Below are 16,401 nucleotides of genomic sequence, written 5' to 3'. Positions count from 1 at the left end.
GTGTCCAGCACCATCTCCAAGCCGACCAGTTCGCAGGAGCCGGGTGGGGCCCCGTCGGGCTTCGAGGCCGACCGCGGCGCGGAGTCCCTCGGCGCGTCCGTCCGGGCGTACGTCGACCGCGTCCGCGGCGGTGACCTCGGGGCGCTGCCGGCCATCCTCGGCATCGTCGTCCTCGGGCTGCTGTTCTTCGCGCTGCGGCCCGAGACGTTCCTGACCCCGCGCAACATGGCCAACCTGGCCGACCAGGCCGCGCCGATCATCATCCTGGCGATGGGCCTGGTCTTCATCCTGCTGCTGGGCGAGATCGACCTGTCCGCCGGTGTGGTCAGCGGCGTCTGCGCCGCGGTCATGGCCAAGCTGCTCGCCGACGCCGGCTCGCCGTGGTGGGTCGCGGTCCTGGCGGCGATCGTCACCGGCGTGGTCATCGGCCTGTTCACCGGCAGCCTCGTCGGGATGGTCGGCATCCCGTCGTTCGTCGTCACCCTCGCGCTGTTCCTGGGCTGGCAGGGCTTCACCCTGCGGCTCATCGGCGAGGGCGGCACGGTGCCGGTGCGCGACCCGGTGATCTCGGCGATCAGCGACAAGAACGTGCCGGTCGCGCTCGGCTGGGTCCTCGCCCTCCTGACGATCGCCGTGTACGCGGCGCTGCAGCTCAACCGGTTCCGGGTCCAGAGGGCCAGGAACCTGGCGCACGCCCCGCTCGCGGTGGTGCTCGTCCGGATCGGCGTGATCGCCGCCGTCGTCGTCCTGGTGACGGCGGTGCTGAGCGTCGACCGCGCCCCGGCCGTCGGCGTGGTGCTCGCCGGCATCCCGTACGCCATCCCGCTCGTGGTCCTGCTGCTGCTGTTCCTGACGTTCGTGCTCGGCCGCACGGGCTTCGGCCGGCACGTCTACGCGGTCGGCGGCAACGCCGAGGCGGCCCGGCGGGCCGGCATCAACGTCACGAAGATCCGGGTGGCCGTGTTCGTGATCGGCTCCACGCTGGCCGCGATCAGCGGCATCGTCGCGGCCGCCCGCCTGGGTTCGGTCGCGCCGGGCTCCGGCGGCGGCAACACGCTGCTCTACGCCGTCGGCGCCGCGGTCATCGGTGGTACCAGCCTCTTCGGTGGCCGGGGCCGGGTGCGCGACGCCGTCCTCGGTGGCCTGGTCGTGGCGATCATCGCCAACGGCCTGGGCCTGCTGGGCACCGAGGCGTACCTGAACTTCATCATCACCGGTGGAGTCCTCCTGCTGGCCGCCAGCGTGGACGCGCTGGCCCGCCGGCGGGCCGCGGCCACGGGGCACTAGGAGGACCCCTCCCCGCCCCCACGCTCGCGGCGGGGGCGAGGGGGCCGTTCCAGCACCTCACGACGGGCCCGCCGTCCGGTACCGGACGGCGGGCCCGTCGTCGTTGCGGGCTAGGCCCGGGAGAGCGCGTCGGTGAGCAGGTCGCGGGTGAGCTCGACCTGCCACTCGCGGGCGCCCCCGGCGCGCAGGGCCGCGGCCACCGTCCCGGCGTCGCGCGGCTCGGGCGGGGTCCACATCAGCCGGCGCACCAGGTCGGGGGAGAGGAGGTTCTCCACCGGCACGCTGAGCTCCTCGGACAGGGCCGCGAGGGCCTTGCGCGCGGTCTGCAGCCGGGTGGCCGCGGCGGGGTCGCGGTCGGCCCAGCGGTTGACCGGCGGCGGCCCGTCACCGGGGCGGCTGTGCGGCGGGAGCTCCGCCTCCGGCAGCGCCCGGCCGCGGGCCAGGGCGCCGAACCAGGTCCCCACCAGCCGCCGGTTGGCCCGGCCGCGGAAGACCGGCAGCTCCAGCAGCGCGGCCTCGGTCTGCGGATCCGCCTGGACGGCGGCGACCATCGCGGCGTCCGGCAGCACCCGGCCGGGGGCGACGTCGCGCCGGCGGGCCATGTCGTCGCGCGCCTGCCACAGCGAGCGGAGCATGCCGAGCTGACGGCGGTTGCGCAGACCGTGCACGCCGGAGGTGCGCCGCCACGGGTCCTGCCGCGGCGCCGGCGGGCCGGCGGCGAGGACGGCGGCGAACTCCTGCCGCGCCCACTCGGTCTTGCCCTGCTCCTCGAGCAGGGCGGCGAGCGCGTCGCGGAGGTCGACGAGCACCTCGACGTCGAGGGCGGCGTAGACCAGCCACTCCTCGGGCAGCGGGCGGGTGCTCCAGTCGGCGGCCGAGTGGCCCTTGACCAGCGAGTACCCGAGCAGCGACTCGACGACGGCAGCCAGCCCCACCCGGGGCAGCCCGGCGAGGCGGGCGGCCAGCTCGGTGTCGAACAGGCGGCTCGGCACCATGCCGATCTCCGCCAGGCAGGGGAGGTCCTGGTTGGCGGCGTGCAGCACCCACTCGGCGTCGGCGATCGCGTCCTGCACGACCGACAGGTCCCCGAGCGGGACGGGGTCGACCAGCCCGGTGCCCGCGCCGGCGCGGCGCAGCTGCACCAGGTAGGCGCGCTGGCCGTAGCGGTAGCCGGAGGCGCGCTCGGCGTCGACGGCGACCGGGCCGGTGCCCGCGCGCAGCGCGTCGGCGTAGCGGGCGAGCGCGTCGGGGGTGTCGATGACCGGCGGCAGCCCGTCGCGCGGGGCGAGCAGGGGCACCGGGGCGGGCGCCTCCGGAGCGGACTCCGGGGCGGTCTCCAGGCCGTCGAGGGGAAGGGGCTCGGTGCTCAGTTGCCGTCCACCTACTCGCCGTCCCGTCCGTGCGCGCCACCGGTCCCGCCGGCTCCCGGGGTGTGCAGGCCGAGCGGCGCCGACCCGGGGGAGTGCGTCCCGTCACCACCGATGGTAGAGACTGCGGTGGACCGGCCGGTCAGGGGGCGGGCGTCAGGGGGTGCCGGGGACCGGGCCGGACGGGCCGAGCAGGGCGACGCCCGGCGGCGGCAGCCCGGCCGCGTTGGCCAGCACCTGCAGCCAGGCGTCGAGGTGGCGGCCGAGCGCGGTGTCCTCGGCGGTCCAGGAGGCGCGGAGCTCGACGTCGACGGTGTGCTCGGGACCGGCGAGGTCTCCGAAGCGGGTCGAGGCGGTGCGGGTGACCGTGCCGCCGAGCGCGTGCGAGGCCGCGCCGCACTCCTGCAGGGCGTCGGTCAGCCAGCTCCAGGCGACCTCGGAGAACATCGCGTCGTCGACCATGTGCTCGTCCGTGCTCGCCGACAGGTACCCGACGCAGCGGGTGGTGCCGTCCCAGGCCTCGTGGCCGTCGGGGTCGTACAGCACGATGAACCGGGCGACGGCGACCTCGACCTCGTCGTCGCCCTCCCCCTCGACGACCCGGGCGGCCAGCGCGTGCGCGTACGGCGCCAGGCGCTGGGGCGGCGGGATCGTCTCGAGGACGACCTCGGGGCGCACCCGCACCGCGGCCAGCGACTCCAGGCCAGCGACGAAGGCGGCCGGACGGTCGTCGGAGCCCGCACGCGCACCGGACCCGTCCCGGGACCCGGCCAGGCTGTGTGGCTCCACGCTCGCAGGGTAGGGGCCGCGGGCCCGGTCTGTCTCGGACGCGCCGCCGCTGCGGGGTCTGGGAGGATCGGGCGTCGTGAGCACCGCACCCGCCGTCCCGCCGTCCCCCGCCGACTCGGACCTCGTGCGGGCCGCCCGCGGCCTCCCCGTCGGACGGACGCCGGTGTGGTTCATGCGGCAGGCCGGCCGGTCGCTGCCGGAGTACCGGGCGCTGCGCGCCGGGACCGCGATGCTCGAGGCCTGCCAGGACCCCGACCTGGTCACCGAGATCACCCTGCAGCCGGTCCGCCGGCACGGTGTGGACGCCGCGATCCTCTTCTCCGACATCGTGCTCCCGCTGGTGGTGGCCGGGGTGGACATCGAGATCAAGCCGGGCGTCGGCCCGGTGGTGGCGAGCCCGGTGCGCACCGTCGCCGACGTCGACGCGCTGCCCGACCTGGAGCCCGACCGGCTGGAGTTCCTCGCGACGGCGGTGCGCCGGCTGGTCGCCGAGCTCGGCCCGACGCCGCTGATCGGCTTCGCCGGGGCGCCGTTCACGCTGGCGACCTACCTGATCGAGGGCGGCCCGTCCAAGGAGCACGCCCGCACCAAGGCCTTCATGTACGCCGAGCCGGAGGCGTGGAAGCGGCTCCTCGACCGGCTCGCCGTCTCGGCGGCCACCTTTCTGCGCGTGCAGGTCGACAACGGCGCCTCCGCGGTGCAGCTGTTCGACTCCTGGGCCGGGGTGCTGTCCGCCGCCGACTACGGCACCCGGGTGCTGCCGCACTCGCGCGCGGTCTTCGACGGGCTCGGGGACCGCGACGTGCCGCGGGTCCACTTCGGCGTCGGCACCGGCGAGCTGCTCGCGCTGATCGGCGACGCGGGGGCCGACGTCGTCGGCGTCGACTGGCGGGTGCCGCTGGACGAGGCCGCCCGCCGGGTGGGGCCGCAGCGCTCGCTGCAGGGCAACCTCGACCCGGCCGTGCTGCTGGCCGACCGCGAGACCGTCGACCGCGAGGTCCGCCGCGTCGTCGAGCAGGGCCGCGCCGCCCGCGGGCACGTGTTCAACCTCGGCCACGGCGTGCTGCCCGAGACCGACCCCGGCGTGCTCACCCACGTCGTCGAGCTGGTGCACGAGCTCTCGGCGCGGTGATGTCGTCCCGCCCCGCCGCCCCGGCAGCCCGCGTCGTCGTCGTCGGGGCCGGCATCGCCGGGCTCACCGCGGCGTTCGAGTGGCGCCGGCGGCGGCCCGCCGACGAGGTCGTCGTCGTGGAGGCCGGCGGGCGGATCGGCGGCAAGCTCGACCGGGTCGAGCTCGCCGGCGTCTGGTACGACACCGGGCCCGAGGCGGTGCTGGCCCGCGTGCCGGAGGCGGTCGAGCTGGTCGGGGACCTCGGCCTGGCCGACCGGCTGGTCGCGCCGCGCACCACGCAGGCGTCGATCGTGCTCCCCGACGGCCGCCACCCGCTCCCGCCGGGCACCGTGCAGGGCGTGCCGACGTCGGCCGACGGGCTGGACGGCGTGCTCACCCCCGACGGCGTCGCGCGGGTGCGGGCGGAGGCCGAGCTGCCGCCGCTGCGCCTGGAGGGCGACGTCTCGGTCGGCGGGCTGCTGCGCGAGCGGCTGGGCGACGAGGTGGTCGACCGGCTGGTCGAGCCGCTGCTCGGCGGCGTCTACGCGGGCCGCCCCGACGACCTCTCGCTGGCCGCGACCATGCCGGCGCTGGCCGCGCAGCTCGCCCGCGCCGACTCGGTGCTCGCCGCGGCCGTCGCCGCCCGCGACGCCGGTGCCCGCAGCCGCGGCGACGCCGACGGGCCGGTGTTCGTCACCGTCGCCGACGGGATCGGCGCGCTGCCGGCCGCGCTGGTGGCGGCGTCGGGCGCGCAGGTGCGGCTGCGCACGCCCGCGCACGCGATCCGCCGCGCGGGCGGCCGGCTGGAGGTCGCCGTCGGCACGGTGGCGGCGCCGGAGGTCCTGGAGGCCGACGCCGTCGTCGTGACCGCGCCGGCCGGGAAGTCCGCGCGGCTGCTGGCCGGGGTGGCGCCGGACGCCGTCGAGCCGCTGCGCGGCATCCCGTACGCCTCGATGGCCGTGGTCGCGATGGCGTTCCCCACCCAGCCGGTCGACGCCGGGTCGGGGCTGCTCGTCCCGCCGGTGACCGGGCGGCTGGTCAAGGGCGTGACGGTGTCGTCGTCGAAGTGGCCGCACCTGTCCGGCGACGGCCTGCTGCGCGTCCGCGCGTCGGTGGGCCGCTACGGCGACGAGGTGCAGCTGCAGCACGACGACGACGACCTGACCGCCGCGGTGGTCGCCGACGTCGCCGACCTGCTCGGCCTCGAGCGCCGTGAGCCGGTGGAGGCGCGCCTGGTGCGCTGGGGCGGCGGGCTGCCGCAGTACCTGGTCGGCCACCCGCAGCGGGTGGTGGCGGTGCGCGACGCCGTCGCCGCGGTGCCCGGGCTGGCGGTCGCGGGCGCGGCGTACGACGGCGTCGGCGTCCCGGCCTGCATCCGCGGCGCGCGCCGCGCCGTGGAGGCGCTGACCTGACCGGGGCTGGCAGGGTGTGCCGGTGACCTCCTCCCTCGTCCTGCGGGCCGCGCTGCTCGGGATCGCCGCCGGCGGCCGCAGCTCCCTGGGCCTCGCCGCCCCGGCGCTCACCGCCTCCCGGCGCCGGCCGGTGCGGCTGGCCGCGCTCGCCGCCGTCGCGGGGGAGCTGGTCGCCGACAAGCTGCCGGCCACGCCGTCCCGGACGATCCCGCCGAGCGTCGCCGTCCGGCTCGCGGCGGGTGCCGCCGGCGGCGCGCTGCTGGCCCGCCGGCAGGGCGGCCGGCTGCTGCCGGCGCTCGCGGGCGCGGCCGGCGCCGCGGCGGGGACCCTCGGCGGCGCGCGGTGGCGGGGGCTCGCCGGACGGCGGGTGCCGGACCTGCCGGCGGCGCTGGCCGAGGACGTCGTCGTCGTGACGATCGCCTCGCTGGCCTGCCGGGGGATCGCCGCCGGTCGCTGACCGGCCGCGCGACAATGGGGGCATGAGCGAGCAGACGGAGACCAAGAGCGTCGGCAAGCGGGCCAACGAGCTCAACGCCCTCATCCGCTACACGATGTGGTCGGTGTTCCGCCTCGCCCGGCCGCTGGCCGACGACCGGCGCACCGCCGCCGCCGACGAGGTCACCGGGCTGTTCGAGGAGCTGGCCGGCAAGGGCGTCGTCGTCCGCGGCACCTACGACCTCGCGGGCCTGCGCGCCGATGCCGACCTCATGGTCTGGTGGCACGCCGAGACCCCGGAGGCGCTGCAGGAGGCCTACACCCGGCTGCGCCGCACCGAGCTCGGCCGCGCGCTGGAGCCGGTGTGGTCGCAGATGGCGCTGCACCGCCCGGCGGAGTTCAACCGCAGCCACATCCCGGCGTTCCTCGCCGACGAGGAGCCGCGGCGCTACGTCTGCGTCTACCCGTTCGTGCGGTCCTACGAGTGGTACCTGCTGCCCGACGAGGAGCGGCGGGACATGCTCAAGGAGCACGGCATGCAGGCCCGGCCCTACCCGGACGTGCGGGCCAACACCGTCGCCTCGTTCGGCCTGGGCGACTACGAGTGGATGCTCGCCTTCGAGGCCGACGAGCTGCACCGCATCGTCGACCTCATGCGCGACCTGCGCGCCAGCCGCGCCCGCCGGCACGTGCGCGAGGAGGTGCCGTTCTACACGGGCATGCGCAAGCCGGTGGCCGAGCTGGTCCGCGACCTGGCGTGAGGCCGGGCCCGCGAACGATCAGCTGACCTGATCGTGCTGCGTCCGGGCTCACCGTGGGAGGTGAGCCCGGACGCGTCAGCGTGAGCCAGGACGGCGGGACGGCGTCGGCTCAGCCCTCGGCGGGGACCAGCCGGATGGACACGGAGTTGATGCAGTAGCGGTCGCCGGTCGGCGTCTGCGGGGCGTCGTCGAAGACGTGCCCGAGGTGGCTGTGGCAGGTGCCGCAGAGGACCTCGGTGCGGACCATCCCGTGGCTGCGGTCCTCGCGGAGCACAACGTCGTCGGCGGACGACGGCTCGTAGAACGACGGCCAGCCGCAGTGCGAGTCGAACTTGGTCTGCGAGCGGAACAGCTCGGCGCCGCAGGCCCGGCAGGTGTAGACGCCGACGGTCTTCGTGTCGACGTACTCCCCGGTCCACGGCCGCTCGGTGCCGGCCCGGCGCAGCACCGCGTACTCCTGCGGGGACAGCTGGGCGCGCCACTCCTCGTCGCTCTTGGTCACCTTCGGCTGCGAAGCGGACGTCGTCATGCCCGGGAGAACGACCCGCGCCACTCCCGGATTCCTCGCCCGATTCCCCGCCTCACCGCCCCAGGCCCGCCTCCCGCGCCCGCACGATGGCCTGCGCGCGGTCGGTGACCTGCAGCTTGGTCAGCACGTTGGAGACGACGTTGCGCACCGTCTTCGGCGACAGGTACAGCACCGCGGCGATCTGCGCGTTCGACCGCCCCGCGGCCACCAGCTCCAGCACCTCGCGCTCGCGGGCGGTCAGCTGCGGGAACGCCGTCTCGGGCCCGGCGGGGCCGGCGGTGAAGAACTCGGCGATCCGCCGGGCCAGCGCCGCGCCGAACACCGCGCCGCCCGACGCGACGGTGGTGATCGCGCGGACCACCTCCTCCTGGTCGGCGCCCTTGAGCAGGTAGCCGCGGGCGCCGGCGCGGACGGCGGCGAACACCGTCCCGTCGTCCTCGCTCATGGTCAGCACCACCACGCCCACCGACGGCGCCTCCCCGGTGATCCGCCGGGTGGCCTCGATGCCGTCGAGCACCGGCATCTGCACGTCCATGACGACGACGTCGGGCAGCTGCTCGCGCACCACCTCGACCGCGGCCGCGCCGTCGGCCGCCGTGCCGACCACCTCCAGGCCCGGCACCGAGCCCAGCAGCAGCGCCAGCCCGTCCCGGTAGACCGGGTGGTCGTCGGCGACGACCACCCGCAGCGGCTCGTCAGGCTCGGTCACCGGTCGCTCCTCCCTCGGCGGGCAGCACCGCCCGCACCTCCGTCCCGCCCTCGGGCGGGCAGCTCACCGTGCACCGGCCACCGAGCTCGGCGGCCCGCTCCCGCAGCGACACCAGCCCGACGCCGGCCGCGCGGTCCGGCGCGATCCCGACGCCGTCGTCGGCCACCGCGACGACCAGGTCGCCGTCCGCGCGGGCCAGCGTGACCCGCACGCGGGAGGCGGCGGCGTGCCGCGCCACGTTGGCCAGCGCCTCGGACGCGATCCGGTAGGCGGCCACCTCGACGGCGGCGGGCAGCTCGTCCAGGCCCTCGGCGTCCACGGTCACCGTGACCGGCGGGGCGAGCAGCCGCTCGGCCTGCTGGCGCACCGCCCCGGCCAGGCCCAGGTCGTCGAGCGCGGGCGGGCGCAGGTCGTGCACGAGCCGCCGGACGTCGGCCAGCGCGGCGGAGACGTCGTCGCGGGCCTGGCGCAGCAGCCGGTCGGCGTCCTCGGGCCGGGCGGCGGCGAGGTTGCGGGCGGTGTCGATGCGCAGCACCACGGCACCGAGCGAGGGGCCCAGGCCGTCGTGCAGGTCCCGGCGCAGCCGGCGGCGCTCCTCCTCCCGCGCGGCGACCAGCTGCTCACGGCTGGCCTGCAGCTGGGCGGCCAGCGAGCCGGCGCGGGCGGCCGCGGCGGCCTGCCGGACGACGTCCGCGAGCAGCCGCTCGTCGCGCGTGACCAGCTGCGCGCGGACGCCGTCGCGGGGGAGCAGCAGCCGGCCGACCTGCTCGCCGCGGTAGGCGATCGGCAGCGACTGCACCACGGTGGGGCGGGTGCCGTGCTCGGCCACCAGCCGGCCGCCGTCGGCGGAGTCCACCTCGACGCCGACGTAGGGCGTGCGGAAGGCCTCGGCGATGCCGGCGGCGACCGCCATGAGCTGCTCCTCGGCGCCGTCGGAGCGCTCCAGCCGCTCGGCCAGGCCGGACACGACGCGGTAGGGGTCCTCGCGCTCGCCGAGCACCCAGCGGCGGACCAGCCGCCACAGCGGCGCGCGCAGCGGCACGTAGACGCCGGCGACGAGCAGCAGGGTGAGCAGCGTGGCGTCGCGCCCGCCGAGGGCGTCGCCGAGCAGGGCGCCGGCGGCGGCGAGCACCAGCAGGTCGAGCAGCACCACGCCGACGGCGAGGCCGCCGTGGACGAGGGTGCCGCCCAGCAGCCGGTCGACGTCGACCGCCCGCGGCCGCAGCACGCCGACCGCGACCGCCGACCCGGTCAGCGCCACGGCGACGGCCAGCGCCAGGGTGCTCGGGTCGGCGGGCAGCAGCAGCGTGGCGAGCATGACGAGGACGTCGACGACGGCGGCCCACAGCAGCCAGCGCATCCGGGTGCGGTCCTCCCCGTCCGCCCGCCGGTACCGGGCGACCACCGAGGCGGCCGGGACCGCGATGCCCAGCACCGCGAGCGGGAAGCCGATCCGCAGCAGCGGCAGCGCGACGGCGGCGGGCAGCGGCAGCGAGGTGAGGTCCAGGTCGAGGGCGCCGTGGAGGGGGGCGATCGCCGTCCCCTCGTCGGCGGTGAAGGCGACGTCCGCGGGGACGACGAGCAGCAGTGCCGGCAGCAGCGCGGTCGAGGCGAGGCTGGCCACGCTCAGCGGGCGCCACCGGCCGCCGGGCAGCCGGCCGTCGGGGTAGAGCAGGAGCAGCAGCGGCAGCCCCAGCAGCAGGGCCGAGCCGAGCCGCTCGACGGTCCAGAACGCCAGGCTGCCGCCGGCGCGCGGGGTGCCGTCCTGCAGCGACCACGACACCCACGACTCGGCGAGCCCGTCGACGGCCCAGAACGCGGCCGTGCCCGCCACCACCCACGAGACGGCGTTGCGCGGCGCGCGCAGCAGCAGGAGCACCGCGGGGACGGCGAGCGCGAGGCCGGGCAGGGTGGCCGGCCAGCCCGGCTCGCGGCCCAGCGCCGCCCGCACCGCCGGCGGCGTGGTGGCGTCGAGGACCGCGGCGGTGACCGCCGAGCCGACGACGACGGCGAGGACCCCCGCGGCCGCCGTCGTCCGCGCCCACCGCCGCCCGCCGGCACCGGGCCGGGGGAGGGGCTCCGGTGCCGGATCGGTCCGCCCGTCCACCGGGGCCTGCGCCTGCACGCGCGCATCCTCGCCTGCCGGTGTCCCGACGGGCACGAGGCAGCTGTCCCGTGTCCCCCGGGACACGGGACGTGACCGGATCCGTGGCGGCGGGCCCTGGGTGCCCGGGACGCGTTCCCGCGACGGTTCTCCCCGGACGGCGCACAGGGCGCCGCACGACGACGGAGGACCCGATGTCCCTCACCACCGCCCCCGCTCCCGCCCGCACCGACCTCGCCGCAGCGGCCGGCGCCCGGCCGGCCGCCTCGATCCGCTCGGTCCGCACGGCCGGGATCGCGGTGACCGCCGGCTCCGCCTCCTGGGCGGCCGCCTGCGCCCTGCTCGGGACCACGCCGCCGGCCGGCACCTGGCAGGCCACGGTGGTCAACCTGACCGCGTTCGCCTTCCAGGTCGGTCTCGTGTTCCTCGTGTCGGCGCAGATGCGCACCGGGGCGATCGGCACCGGCCGGCTGGCCCGGACGCTGCTGCACGTCGAGCACGCGCTGCTCGCGGTGGCGATGGTGTCGTCGCTGATGTGGGCCCTCACGCCCTCGCTCTACGACACCGGCCTCTTCTTCGTGATCGACCTGTTCTGGCCGCTGTCGATGCTCGGCATGGCCGCCATCGGCGTCCGCATCGCGATCGCCGGGCGGTGGACGGGCGTGGCCCGCGCCTGGCCGGTGGTCGCCGAGAGCTGGGCGCCGGTCACCGTGCCCACGGCCTTCCTGCTGCCCTCGGTCACCCAGTACGTCGGCGCCGCCCACCTGCTCGTCGGCTACGTGGTCCTGGGGATCGTCCTGGCCACCCGCCCCCACCTGACCGGCGCGCGCTGAACCCGACCGCGGCGCCCCGCCACCCCGTGACCCCGGGTGGCGGGGCGCCGTCGCGTGCGGCGGAGACTTCCCGGGTGACACCTCCTGGCCAGCCGCCGCTCGACCGGCCCCTGCCCGACACCTGGTTCCGCCGCGACCTGCCCGTGCTGCGGGCCATCGCCCGGCTGGTCGACGAGCCGAGGCACGGCGGCGCGCCGTACCTGCTCGGCTCGGTCGTCCCCGGCAGCGGGCTGCCGAAGGCCGACGTCATCGCCGCGGCCAAGGCGCTCGCCGCCGCCGGCTACATCGAGCCGCTGACCAACCACGCCGGCGACATCGTCCGCATCACCGGGATCTCCGCCGAGGCCCGCCGGCTCGCGGGGCTGTGGCCGACCCCGCAGGGGGAGTGGGAGCGGCTGCTGGAGCAGGCGGCCACCCGGGCGGAGAAGGCGCCGACCGACGTCGAGCGGCAGCGCTGGCGGGCCTTCGCCGACGCCGCCCAGGCGGTGGGCCCGGACGCGGGGGCGCTGTTCATGCAGGCGCTCGTCGGCGGCTACGTGCCCCGGGCCCGCTGAACCGGCCCCGGACGCGACAGCGCCCCCGCCCGGCGGACCGGACGGGGGCGCTGACGGAGGCTCAGGCGATCAGAGCGGGGTGACGTTCGCCGCCTGCGGGCCCTTCTGACCCTGCTCGACGTCGAACGAGATGCGCTGCCCCTCGTCGAGCGTGCGGTAACCGCTGGTCTGGATGGCCGAGTAGTGGACGAAGACGTCCGGTCCGCCACCGTCAGGGGTGGCGAAGCCGAACCCCTTCTCCGCGTTGAACCACTTGACAGTTCCTTCGGGCATTGCGCTCGCTCCTAGCTGCGATGGTGCATCGGGGTCCTGCCAGTGCGCAGGGCCTTCCCGACGCGCAGACCATAGCCGTCCCGGCCCCCTCCGGTCGCCCCGGGGCCGCGCGCGTCGGGGCGCGGACCTGCCGGGACCGGTCTTGCGGGAACCCTGCGGTTCCGTGGAGGGAGGGCTGCGGGAGGCCGGTCAGGGTCGTCGGTGCCGGGACGGACCCCGGCCCGCCGACCCGAGGAGCCCGTCATGGAGACCACCGCGCGTCCCGCCGAGCCGCTGGTGCTCGTGGAGCTCGCCGACCTCGACACGGCCGACCTCGACGCCCTGCTGGCCGGGGAGCTGGAGGAGCGCCCGGTCGAGCTCGCCGAGCTGCTCGCCGACGTCCTGCGCTCCACCGGCGCCGCCGCGGCCCTGGCGCACCGCCTGGGCGCGCACGCCGCTCTGCTCGCCGACTGAGCACCCCTCGATCTCGCCGGCCCGACCCGCGCCACGGGGGTGGGGGTCGGGCCGGCGGTCACGACTCGCAGCCGACGCCGTCGTGGTCGCGGTCGAACTTCTCGTCCCAGCCGGGGTCCCCGGGGTGGATGGGAGCCGCCCCGGCGGCGCGGACGGCGTCGCAGTTGGCGTAGCTGACCGAGGTGTCGGGCACCGGCGCGGGAGCAGGAACGGGCACGGGTGCGGGCGCAGGGGCCGGCGCAGGAGTGGGCGCCGGGGCCGGCGTGGTCGGCCGGGGGGTCGTGGGCGCCGGGGTGGTCGGCGCCGCCGTCCGCGGCACGGCGGCGACCACGCCGCCGGGCAGCGGCTCGGCCGGGCAGGTGCTCAGCACGGTGGCGACCGCGTTGCGCTCGGCCTGCGTCATCCAGAGTCCGTAGCTGACCTTCACCGCCACCTGCCGGGCGACATAGGCGCAGCGGTAGGAGCGGTGCGGCGGCAGCCAGGTCGCGGCGTCGCCGTCGCCCTTCTGCGTGTTCAGCGGCCCGTCGACGGCGAGCAGGTTGAGCGGGTCGTTGGCGAACTGCGCGCGGCGGGCGCCGTCCCACTGCTGGGCGCCCTTCTGCCACGCGTCCGACAGCGCGACGACGTGGTCGATCTGGACGTCGTCGCTGGTGGTCTGCCCGCGCTGGAAGGCGATGGTCCGGCCGGAGTAGGGGTCGTCGAGGGTCCCGGTCATGACGACGCAGTCCCGCGTGCCCGGTTTGAACGTCTCCCCGGTCAGGTCGCGGGCGAGCACGTCGTTGCGGGTGTCGCAGCCGTTCCGGTCGGTGTCCACCCAGCCGTTGCCGAACAGGTCACGGTCGTAGCCGGTGCGCGGCGCCCGGCCCTGCACCGGGACGGCGGCGAGGGCGGCCAGCGCGGTGGTCGGGGCGGCGGACCCGACGGCGTCGTCGGTGGCGTCGTCGGAGAGCAGCCCGGTGGCGGAGTCGACCGCGGGGACGGCGGTCTCGGCGGTCTCGGTCTGCGCCAGCGCGTCCTCGGCGACCTCGGTGGCGGCCTCCGCGGCGGCGCCCTCCTCGGCCGCGGAGGTGGTGGGCGCGGCCGGGGAGGTGCGCGCGGGGGCCGAGACGGCGGTCGGCTCGGCGCGCGGCGCCGTCACCCCGCCGACGACGACGGCCGCCAGACCCGCCGCGACCACGGCCCCGCCGACCCGGCGGGAGGCGATGAACGCCCACCGCGCCCGGCCGGTGACGACCGCGCCGAGACCGACGAGCAGCGCCACCAGACCCAGCGCCAGCAGCCCACCGGGGACGCCCGAGGTCGTGGTCCCGGCGACGACGAGCAGCACGGCGACCGCGGCGACGACGCCGAGGACCGTCCGCTGCCGCCGGTCCCCGGTGGGGCTGGGCACCGGCGGGAGGACCGGCGCGGGCGGGAGGAACGGTGCCGGCGCGCGGTCCGCCTCGGCGGAGAAGGCCACCAGGACGTCGAACGGGTCGCTGCCGGCGAAGGGGAACCGGACGTCCACCCGGGTGGCGTCGGCGCCGGGCAGCGCGGCGGCGAAGGCGCGCTCCGCGGGGGAGGGCGAGGTGAGCTGCCGGCCGTCCACCAGGAGCGTGATGCTGCGCCCCGACGGCGCCCGCCGCACCAGGCGCAGCGTGGGCTCGGTCCCCCACGGCTCGGGCGCGACGTCGTAGCCGAGTGCCGCGGCCTTGGACACGACCGCGCGCATCGGCGTCCCCGGCGACCGTCCGGTGTGGTGCCGCAGGACGGCCTCGACGGCAGGGTCGGACGACGACGCCATGTGTGCTCTCCCCGTGGGTGCTCCGGTGCGGCGGCCCGTCATCGTCCGACGAGCGGACCCGTCGGTACAGGAACCGCAGCGGCCCCGGGGCGCGTGGGGTCAGAGGGGCGAGCCGTGACCTGCCCGCGGCTTGCGGGCGACGTACACGGAGTCGAGCGGGTCGTCGGGGACCTCGTGCACCTCGACATCGGTGAAGCCCGCCGCGGCGAGCATCTGCCGGGCGCGCTGCTCGCCCCACACGGCGCCGAGGCCGGCGCCGCCCTGGGCCAGCGAGACCGTCAGGCAGTGCAGGGTGCTGACCCCGTAGAGCCAGGGCGCGAAGGGGTTGCCGAGGTTGTCCTCCAGCGCGCTGGCGGCCCGGATGTCGAGCATCAGGAAGACGCCGCCGGGCTCGAGCGCCCGGTGGACGCGGGCCAGCACGCCGGCCGGGTCGGCCTGGTCGTGGATCGCGTCGAAGGCGAGGACGGCGCCGAACGGCGGGTCGACCGGCACCTCGGTCGCGTCACACACCTCGAACGCGGCGTTGGCCAGGCCCCAGTCGGCCGCCTCGGCGCGGGCGCGGGCGATCGCGTCGGCGGAGAAGTCGTAGCCCACGAAACGCGACCGCGGGTACGCCCGGGCCAGCAGGTTCACCGCGTGCCCGGTGCCGCAGCCGACGTCGGCCACGCCGGTGCCCTGGGCCAGCCGTTGCGGGAGCCCGCCGGCGAGGGGCACGACGTCGTCCAGGAGGTGGCCGTCGAACAGACCGCGGTTGGCCTCGTCCATGACGTCGGTGAACTCCGGCCGGAACGCGCTGTAGGGGACACCGCCGCCGGTCCGGAAGGCCTCGGCGACCTCGCCCACGTGGCGGCCGAGCAGCCCGGTCATCCGGCTCATCGGCGCGAGGTCCAGCGGGCCGCCGCCGGTCAGGCACGCGGCGTGCTCGGCGGGCAGCGAGTAGCTGCCGGTGGCGGGGGAGTACTCGACGACGCCCGCGGTCACCAGTCCGCCCAGGCACTCGCGGACGTAGCGCTCGGCCAGCCCGGCCCGCGCGGCGATCTCGGCACTGGTGCCGTCGCCCGCGGCGAGGGCCTCCAGCAGGCCGGTGCGGTACCCGAGGTCGACAAGCAGGGTGACCAGGCTGTCGGTGTAGGCGGCCATCAGCCGGCCGGCGAAGGCCTCCACCCGGGCCGGGTCGAGAGTGCGCGGCGGCGTGTGCGTGTCGGCGGTCATCGGGACTCCGCTCGGTGCGTCCCCCGTGCGACGTCCGGACGCTAGACCCGCCGGCGGACCGGGAGAAGGGCCCGTGGTCCACCGGGCGCGAACCCATCGACCCGGGTGCCGCCCGGTCGTAGCGTTCGAGGTCCCACGGGGGCCGGACAGACGCCGTCGGCGGGAGGCACGCCATGTTCGCTCAGGTCATCCAGGGCAGGACGACGGACACCGAGGCCGTGTTCTCGGCCGTGGAGGACTGGGTGGCACAGCTGTCGCCCACCGCGGAGGGGTGGCTCGGCAGCACGACCGGCGTCACCGACGACGGCTGGTTCGTCACCGTCGTCCGCTTCGAGTCGGCCGACGCCGCCCGCCGCAACTCCGACCGTCCCGAGCAGGGCCGGTGGTGGGAGGGGGTCCGGCACCTGTTCGAGGGCGAGCCCGCGTTCCTCGACAGCGAGGACGTGACCGTCGACCTGTTCGGGGACCCGGACCGCGCCGGCTTCGTCCAGGTCATGCAGGGCCAGACCACCGACCTCGAGCGCGCCAGGGAGCTCGTGCGGCAGATGCCGCGGGAGCGGCTGGCCGAGTACCGGCCCGACGTCCTGGCCACCATGCGCATCGGCTCCGATGACGGGCGCTGGGTCCAGGTCACCTGGTTCACGTCGGAGGACGAGGCCCGCGAGGGCGAGCGCAGGGAGCCCCCGGCGGAGTGGCGGGAGGTCGTCGAGGAACTGACGCGGCTGGCCAAGGAGCCGCCCACCTACCTCGACCTCCGCGGGCCCCTCCTGCACTCGCGGCGCTGACGGG

The 16,401-nt window shown here is 76.9% G+C and carries 17 protein-coding genes; 9 read left to right on the top strand and 8 right to left on the bottom strand.

From position 1 onward, the window contains the following. Entirely contained in the window at positions 1 to 1,287 is a 1,287-nt protein-coding gene (locus ACI79Z_RS16420) for a sugar ABC transporter permease (protein WP_387990898.1), read from the top strand. 110 nt (positions 1,288 to 1,397) lie between these two features. On the opposite strand, the gene ACI79Z_RS16415 is transcribed toward ACI79Z_RS16420, so the two are convergent. Together ACI79Z_RS16415 and ACI79Z_RS16410 are read right to left on the bottom strand one after the other, a co-directional pair. After that, positions 1,398 to 2,585: a ribonuclease D gene (locus ACI79Z_RS16415; protein ID WP_387990901.1), complete on the bottom strand. Its 1,188-nt coding sequence runs from the start codon at positions 2,583 to 2,585 to the stop codon at positions 1,398 to 1,400. 225 nt (positions 2,586 to 2,810) lie between these two features. Further along, entirely contained in the window at positions 2,811 to 3,443 is a 633-nt protein-coding gene (locus tag ACI79Z_RS16410; RefSeq protein ID WP_387990904.1) for a DUF3000 domain-containing protein, read from the bottom strand. Between the two features lie 76 nt (positions 3,444 to 3,519). Between ACI79Z_RS16410 and hemE the strand changes: the two genes are divergently transcribed. The 4 genes from hemE to hemQ are packed head-to-tail and all read left to right on the top strand — an operon-like array spanning position 3,520 to position 7,162. Next, a complete protein-coding gene (gene hemE, locus ACI79Z_RS16405; RefSeq protein ID WP_387990907.1) occupies positions 3,520 to 4,575 on the top strand; it encodes a uroporphyrinogen decarboxylase in 1,056 nt (351 codons plus the stop codon). Next, positions 4,575 to 5,966, top strand: coding sequence for a protoporphyrinogen oxidase (gene hemG, locus ACI79Z_RS16400; protein ID WP_456903273.1), 1,392 nt, complete (start codon positions 4,575 to 4,577; stop codon positions 5,964 to 5,966). Before hemE ends, hemG begins: the two co-directional genes overlap by 1 nt. Before the next feature lie 22 nt (positions 5,967 to 5,988). Further along, positions 5,989 to 6,423: a hypothetical protein gene (locus tag ACI79Z_RS16395; RefSeq protein ID WP_456903256.1), complete on the top strand. Its 435-nt coding sequence runs from the start codon at positions 5,989 to 5,991 to the stop codon at positions 6,421 to 6,423. A gap of 22 nt (positions 6,424 to 6,445) precedes the next feature. Continuing rightward, positions 6,446 to 7,162, top strand: a complete 717-nt coding sequence (hemQ, locus tag ACI79Z_RS16390; RefSeq protein ID WP_387990915.1) for a hydrogen peroxide-dependent heme synthase — start codon at positions 6,446 to 6,448, stop codon at positions 7,160 to 7,162. Positions 7,163 to 7,271: 109 nt separating this feature from the next. Here the strand turns inward: hemQ and msrB are convergent, their stop codons facing one another. From msrB to ACI79Z_RS16375, 3 genes are read right to left on the bottom strand one after another with little or no spacing between them, the layout of a single operon-like run. Beyond that, the gene (gene msrB / locus ACI79Z_RS16385) at positions 7,272 to 7,691 is read right to left on the bottom strand and encodes a peptide-methionine (R)-S-oxide reductase MsrB (protein WP_387990917.1); all 420 of its coding nucleotides are present in this window, start codon (positions 7,689 to 7,691) and stop codon (positions 7,272 to 7,274) included. A 52-nt stretch (positions 7,692 to 7,743) separates the two neighbouring features. Beyond that, a complete protein-coding gene (locus ACI79Z_RS16380) occupies positions 7,744 to 8,400 on the bottom strand; it encodes a response regulator (protein ID WP_387990920.1) in 657 nt (218 codons plus the stop codon). After that, positions 8,387 to 10,525 (bottom strand): sensor histidine kinase, encoded by a 2,139-nt coding sequence (locus ACI79Z_RS16375; RefSeq protein ID WP_456903255.1) that lies wholly within the window; start codon positions 10,523 to 10,525, stop codon positions 8,387 to 8,389. The genes ACI79Z_RS16380 and ACI79Z_RS16375 overlap by 14 nt, the downstream gene beginning before the upstream one ends. Before the next feature lie 173 nt (positions 10,526 to 10,698). Between ACI79Z_RS16375 and ACI79Z_RS16370 the strand changes: the two genes are divergently transcribed. Both ACI79Z_RS16370 and ACI79Z_RS16365 read left to right on the top strand, forming a co-directional pair. After that, positions 10,699 to 11,337 carry a hypothetical protein gene (locus ACI79Z_RS16370; RefSeq protein WP_456903254.1) on the top strand — a complete coding sequence of 213 codons (639 nt, stop codon included), beginning with the start codon at positions 10,699 to 10,701 and terminating at the stop codon, positions 11,335 to 11,337. A 74-nt stretch (positions 11,338 to 11,411) separates the two neighbouring features. Then, entirely contained in the window at positions 11,412 to 11,891 is a 480-nt protein-coding gene (locus tag ACI79Z_RS16365) for a hypothetical protein (RefSeq protein ID WP_387990929.1), read from the top strand. Between the two features lie 69 nt (positions 11,892 to 11,960). Here the strand turns inward: ACI79Z_RS16365 and ACI79Z_RS16360 are convergent, their stop codons facing one another. Then, positions 11,961 to 12,164 (bottom strand): cold-shock protein, encoded by a 204-nt coding sequence (locus tag ACI79Z_RS16360; protein WP_387990932.1) that lies wholly within the window; start codon positions 12,162 to 12,164, stop codon positions 11,961 to 11,963. A gap of 243 nt (positions 12,165 to 12,407) precedes the next feature. Here ACI79Z_RS16360 and ACI79Z_RS16355 point away from each other — a divergent pair, with 243 nt between their 5' ends. Next, entirely contained in the window at positions 12,408 to 12,617 is a 210-nt protein-coding gene (locus ACI79Z_RS16355; RefSeq protein WP_387990935.1) for a hypothetical protein, read from the top strand. 58 nt (positions 12,618 to 12,675) lie between these two features. Here the strand turns inward: ACI79Z_RS16355 and ACI79Z_RS16350 are convergent, their stop codons facing one another. Continuing rightward, positions 12,676 to 14,400, bottom strand: coding sequence for a GmrSD restriction endonuclease domain-containing protein (locus tag ACI79Z_RS16350; protein WP_456903253.1), 1,725 nt, complete (start codon positions 14,398 to 14,400; stop codon positions 12,676 to 12,678). Positions 14,401 to 14,499: 99 nt separating this feature from the next. Beyond that, the gene (locus ACI79Z_RS16345; protein WP_456903252.1) at positions 14,500 to 15,612 is read right to left on the bottom strand and encodes a methyltransferase domain-containing protein; all 1,113 of its coding nucleotides are present in this window, start codon (positions 15,610 to 15,612) and stop codon (positions 14,500 to 14,502) included. A gap of 173 nt (positions 15,613 to 15,785) precedes the next feature. On the opposite strand from ACI79Z_RS16345, the gene ACI79Z_RS16340 reads away from it, so the two are divergent. Beyond that, positions 15,786 to 16,397 (top strand): hypothetical protein, encoded by a 612-nt coding sequence (locus tag ACI79Z_RS16340; protein WP_456903251.1) that lies wholly within the window; start codon positions 15,786 to 15,788, stop codon positions 16,395 to 16,397. Positions 16,398 to 16,401 lie beyond the last annotated feature (4 nt).

Source organism: Geodermatophilus sp. SYSU D00663 (assembly GCF_054050655.1).
Note: the sequence above shows the minus strand (reverse complement) of the source record. Positions and strands in the feature narration are given on the sequence as shown.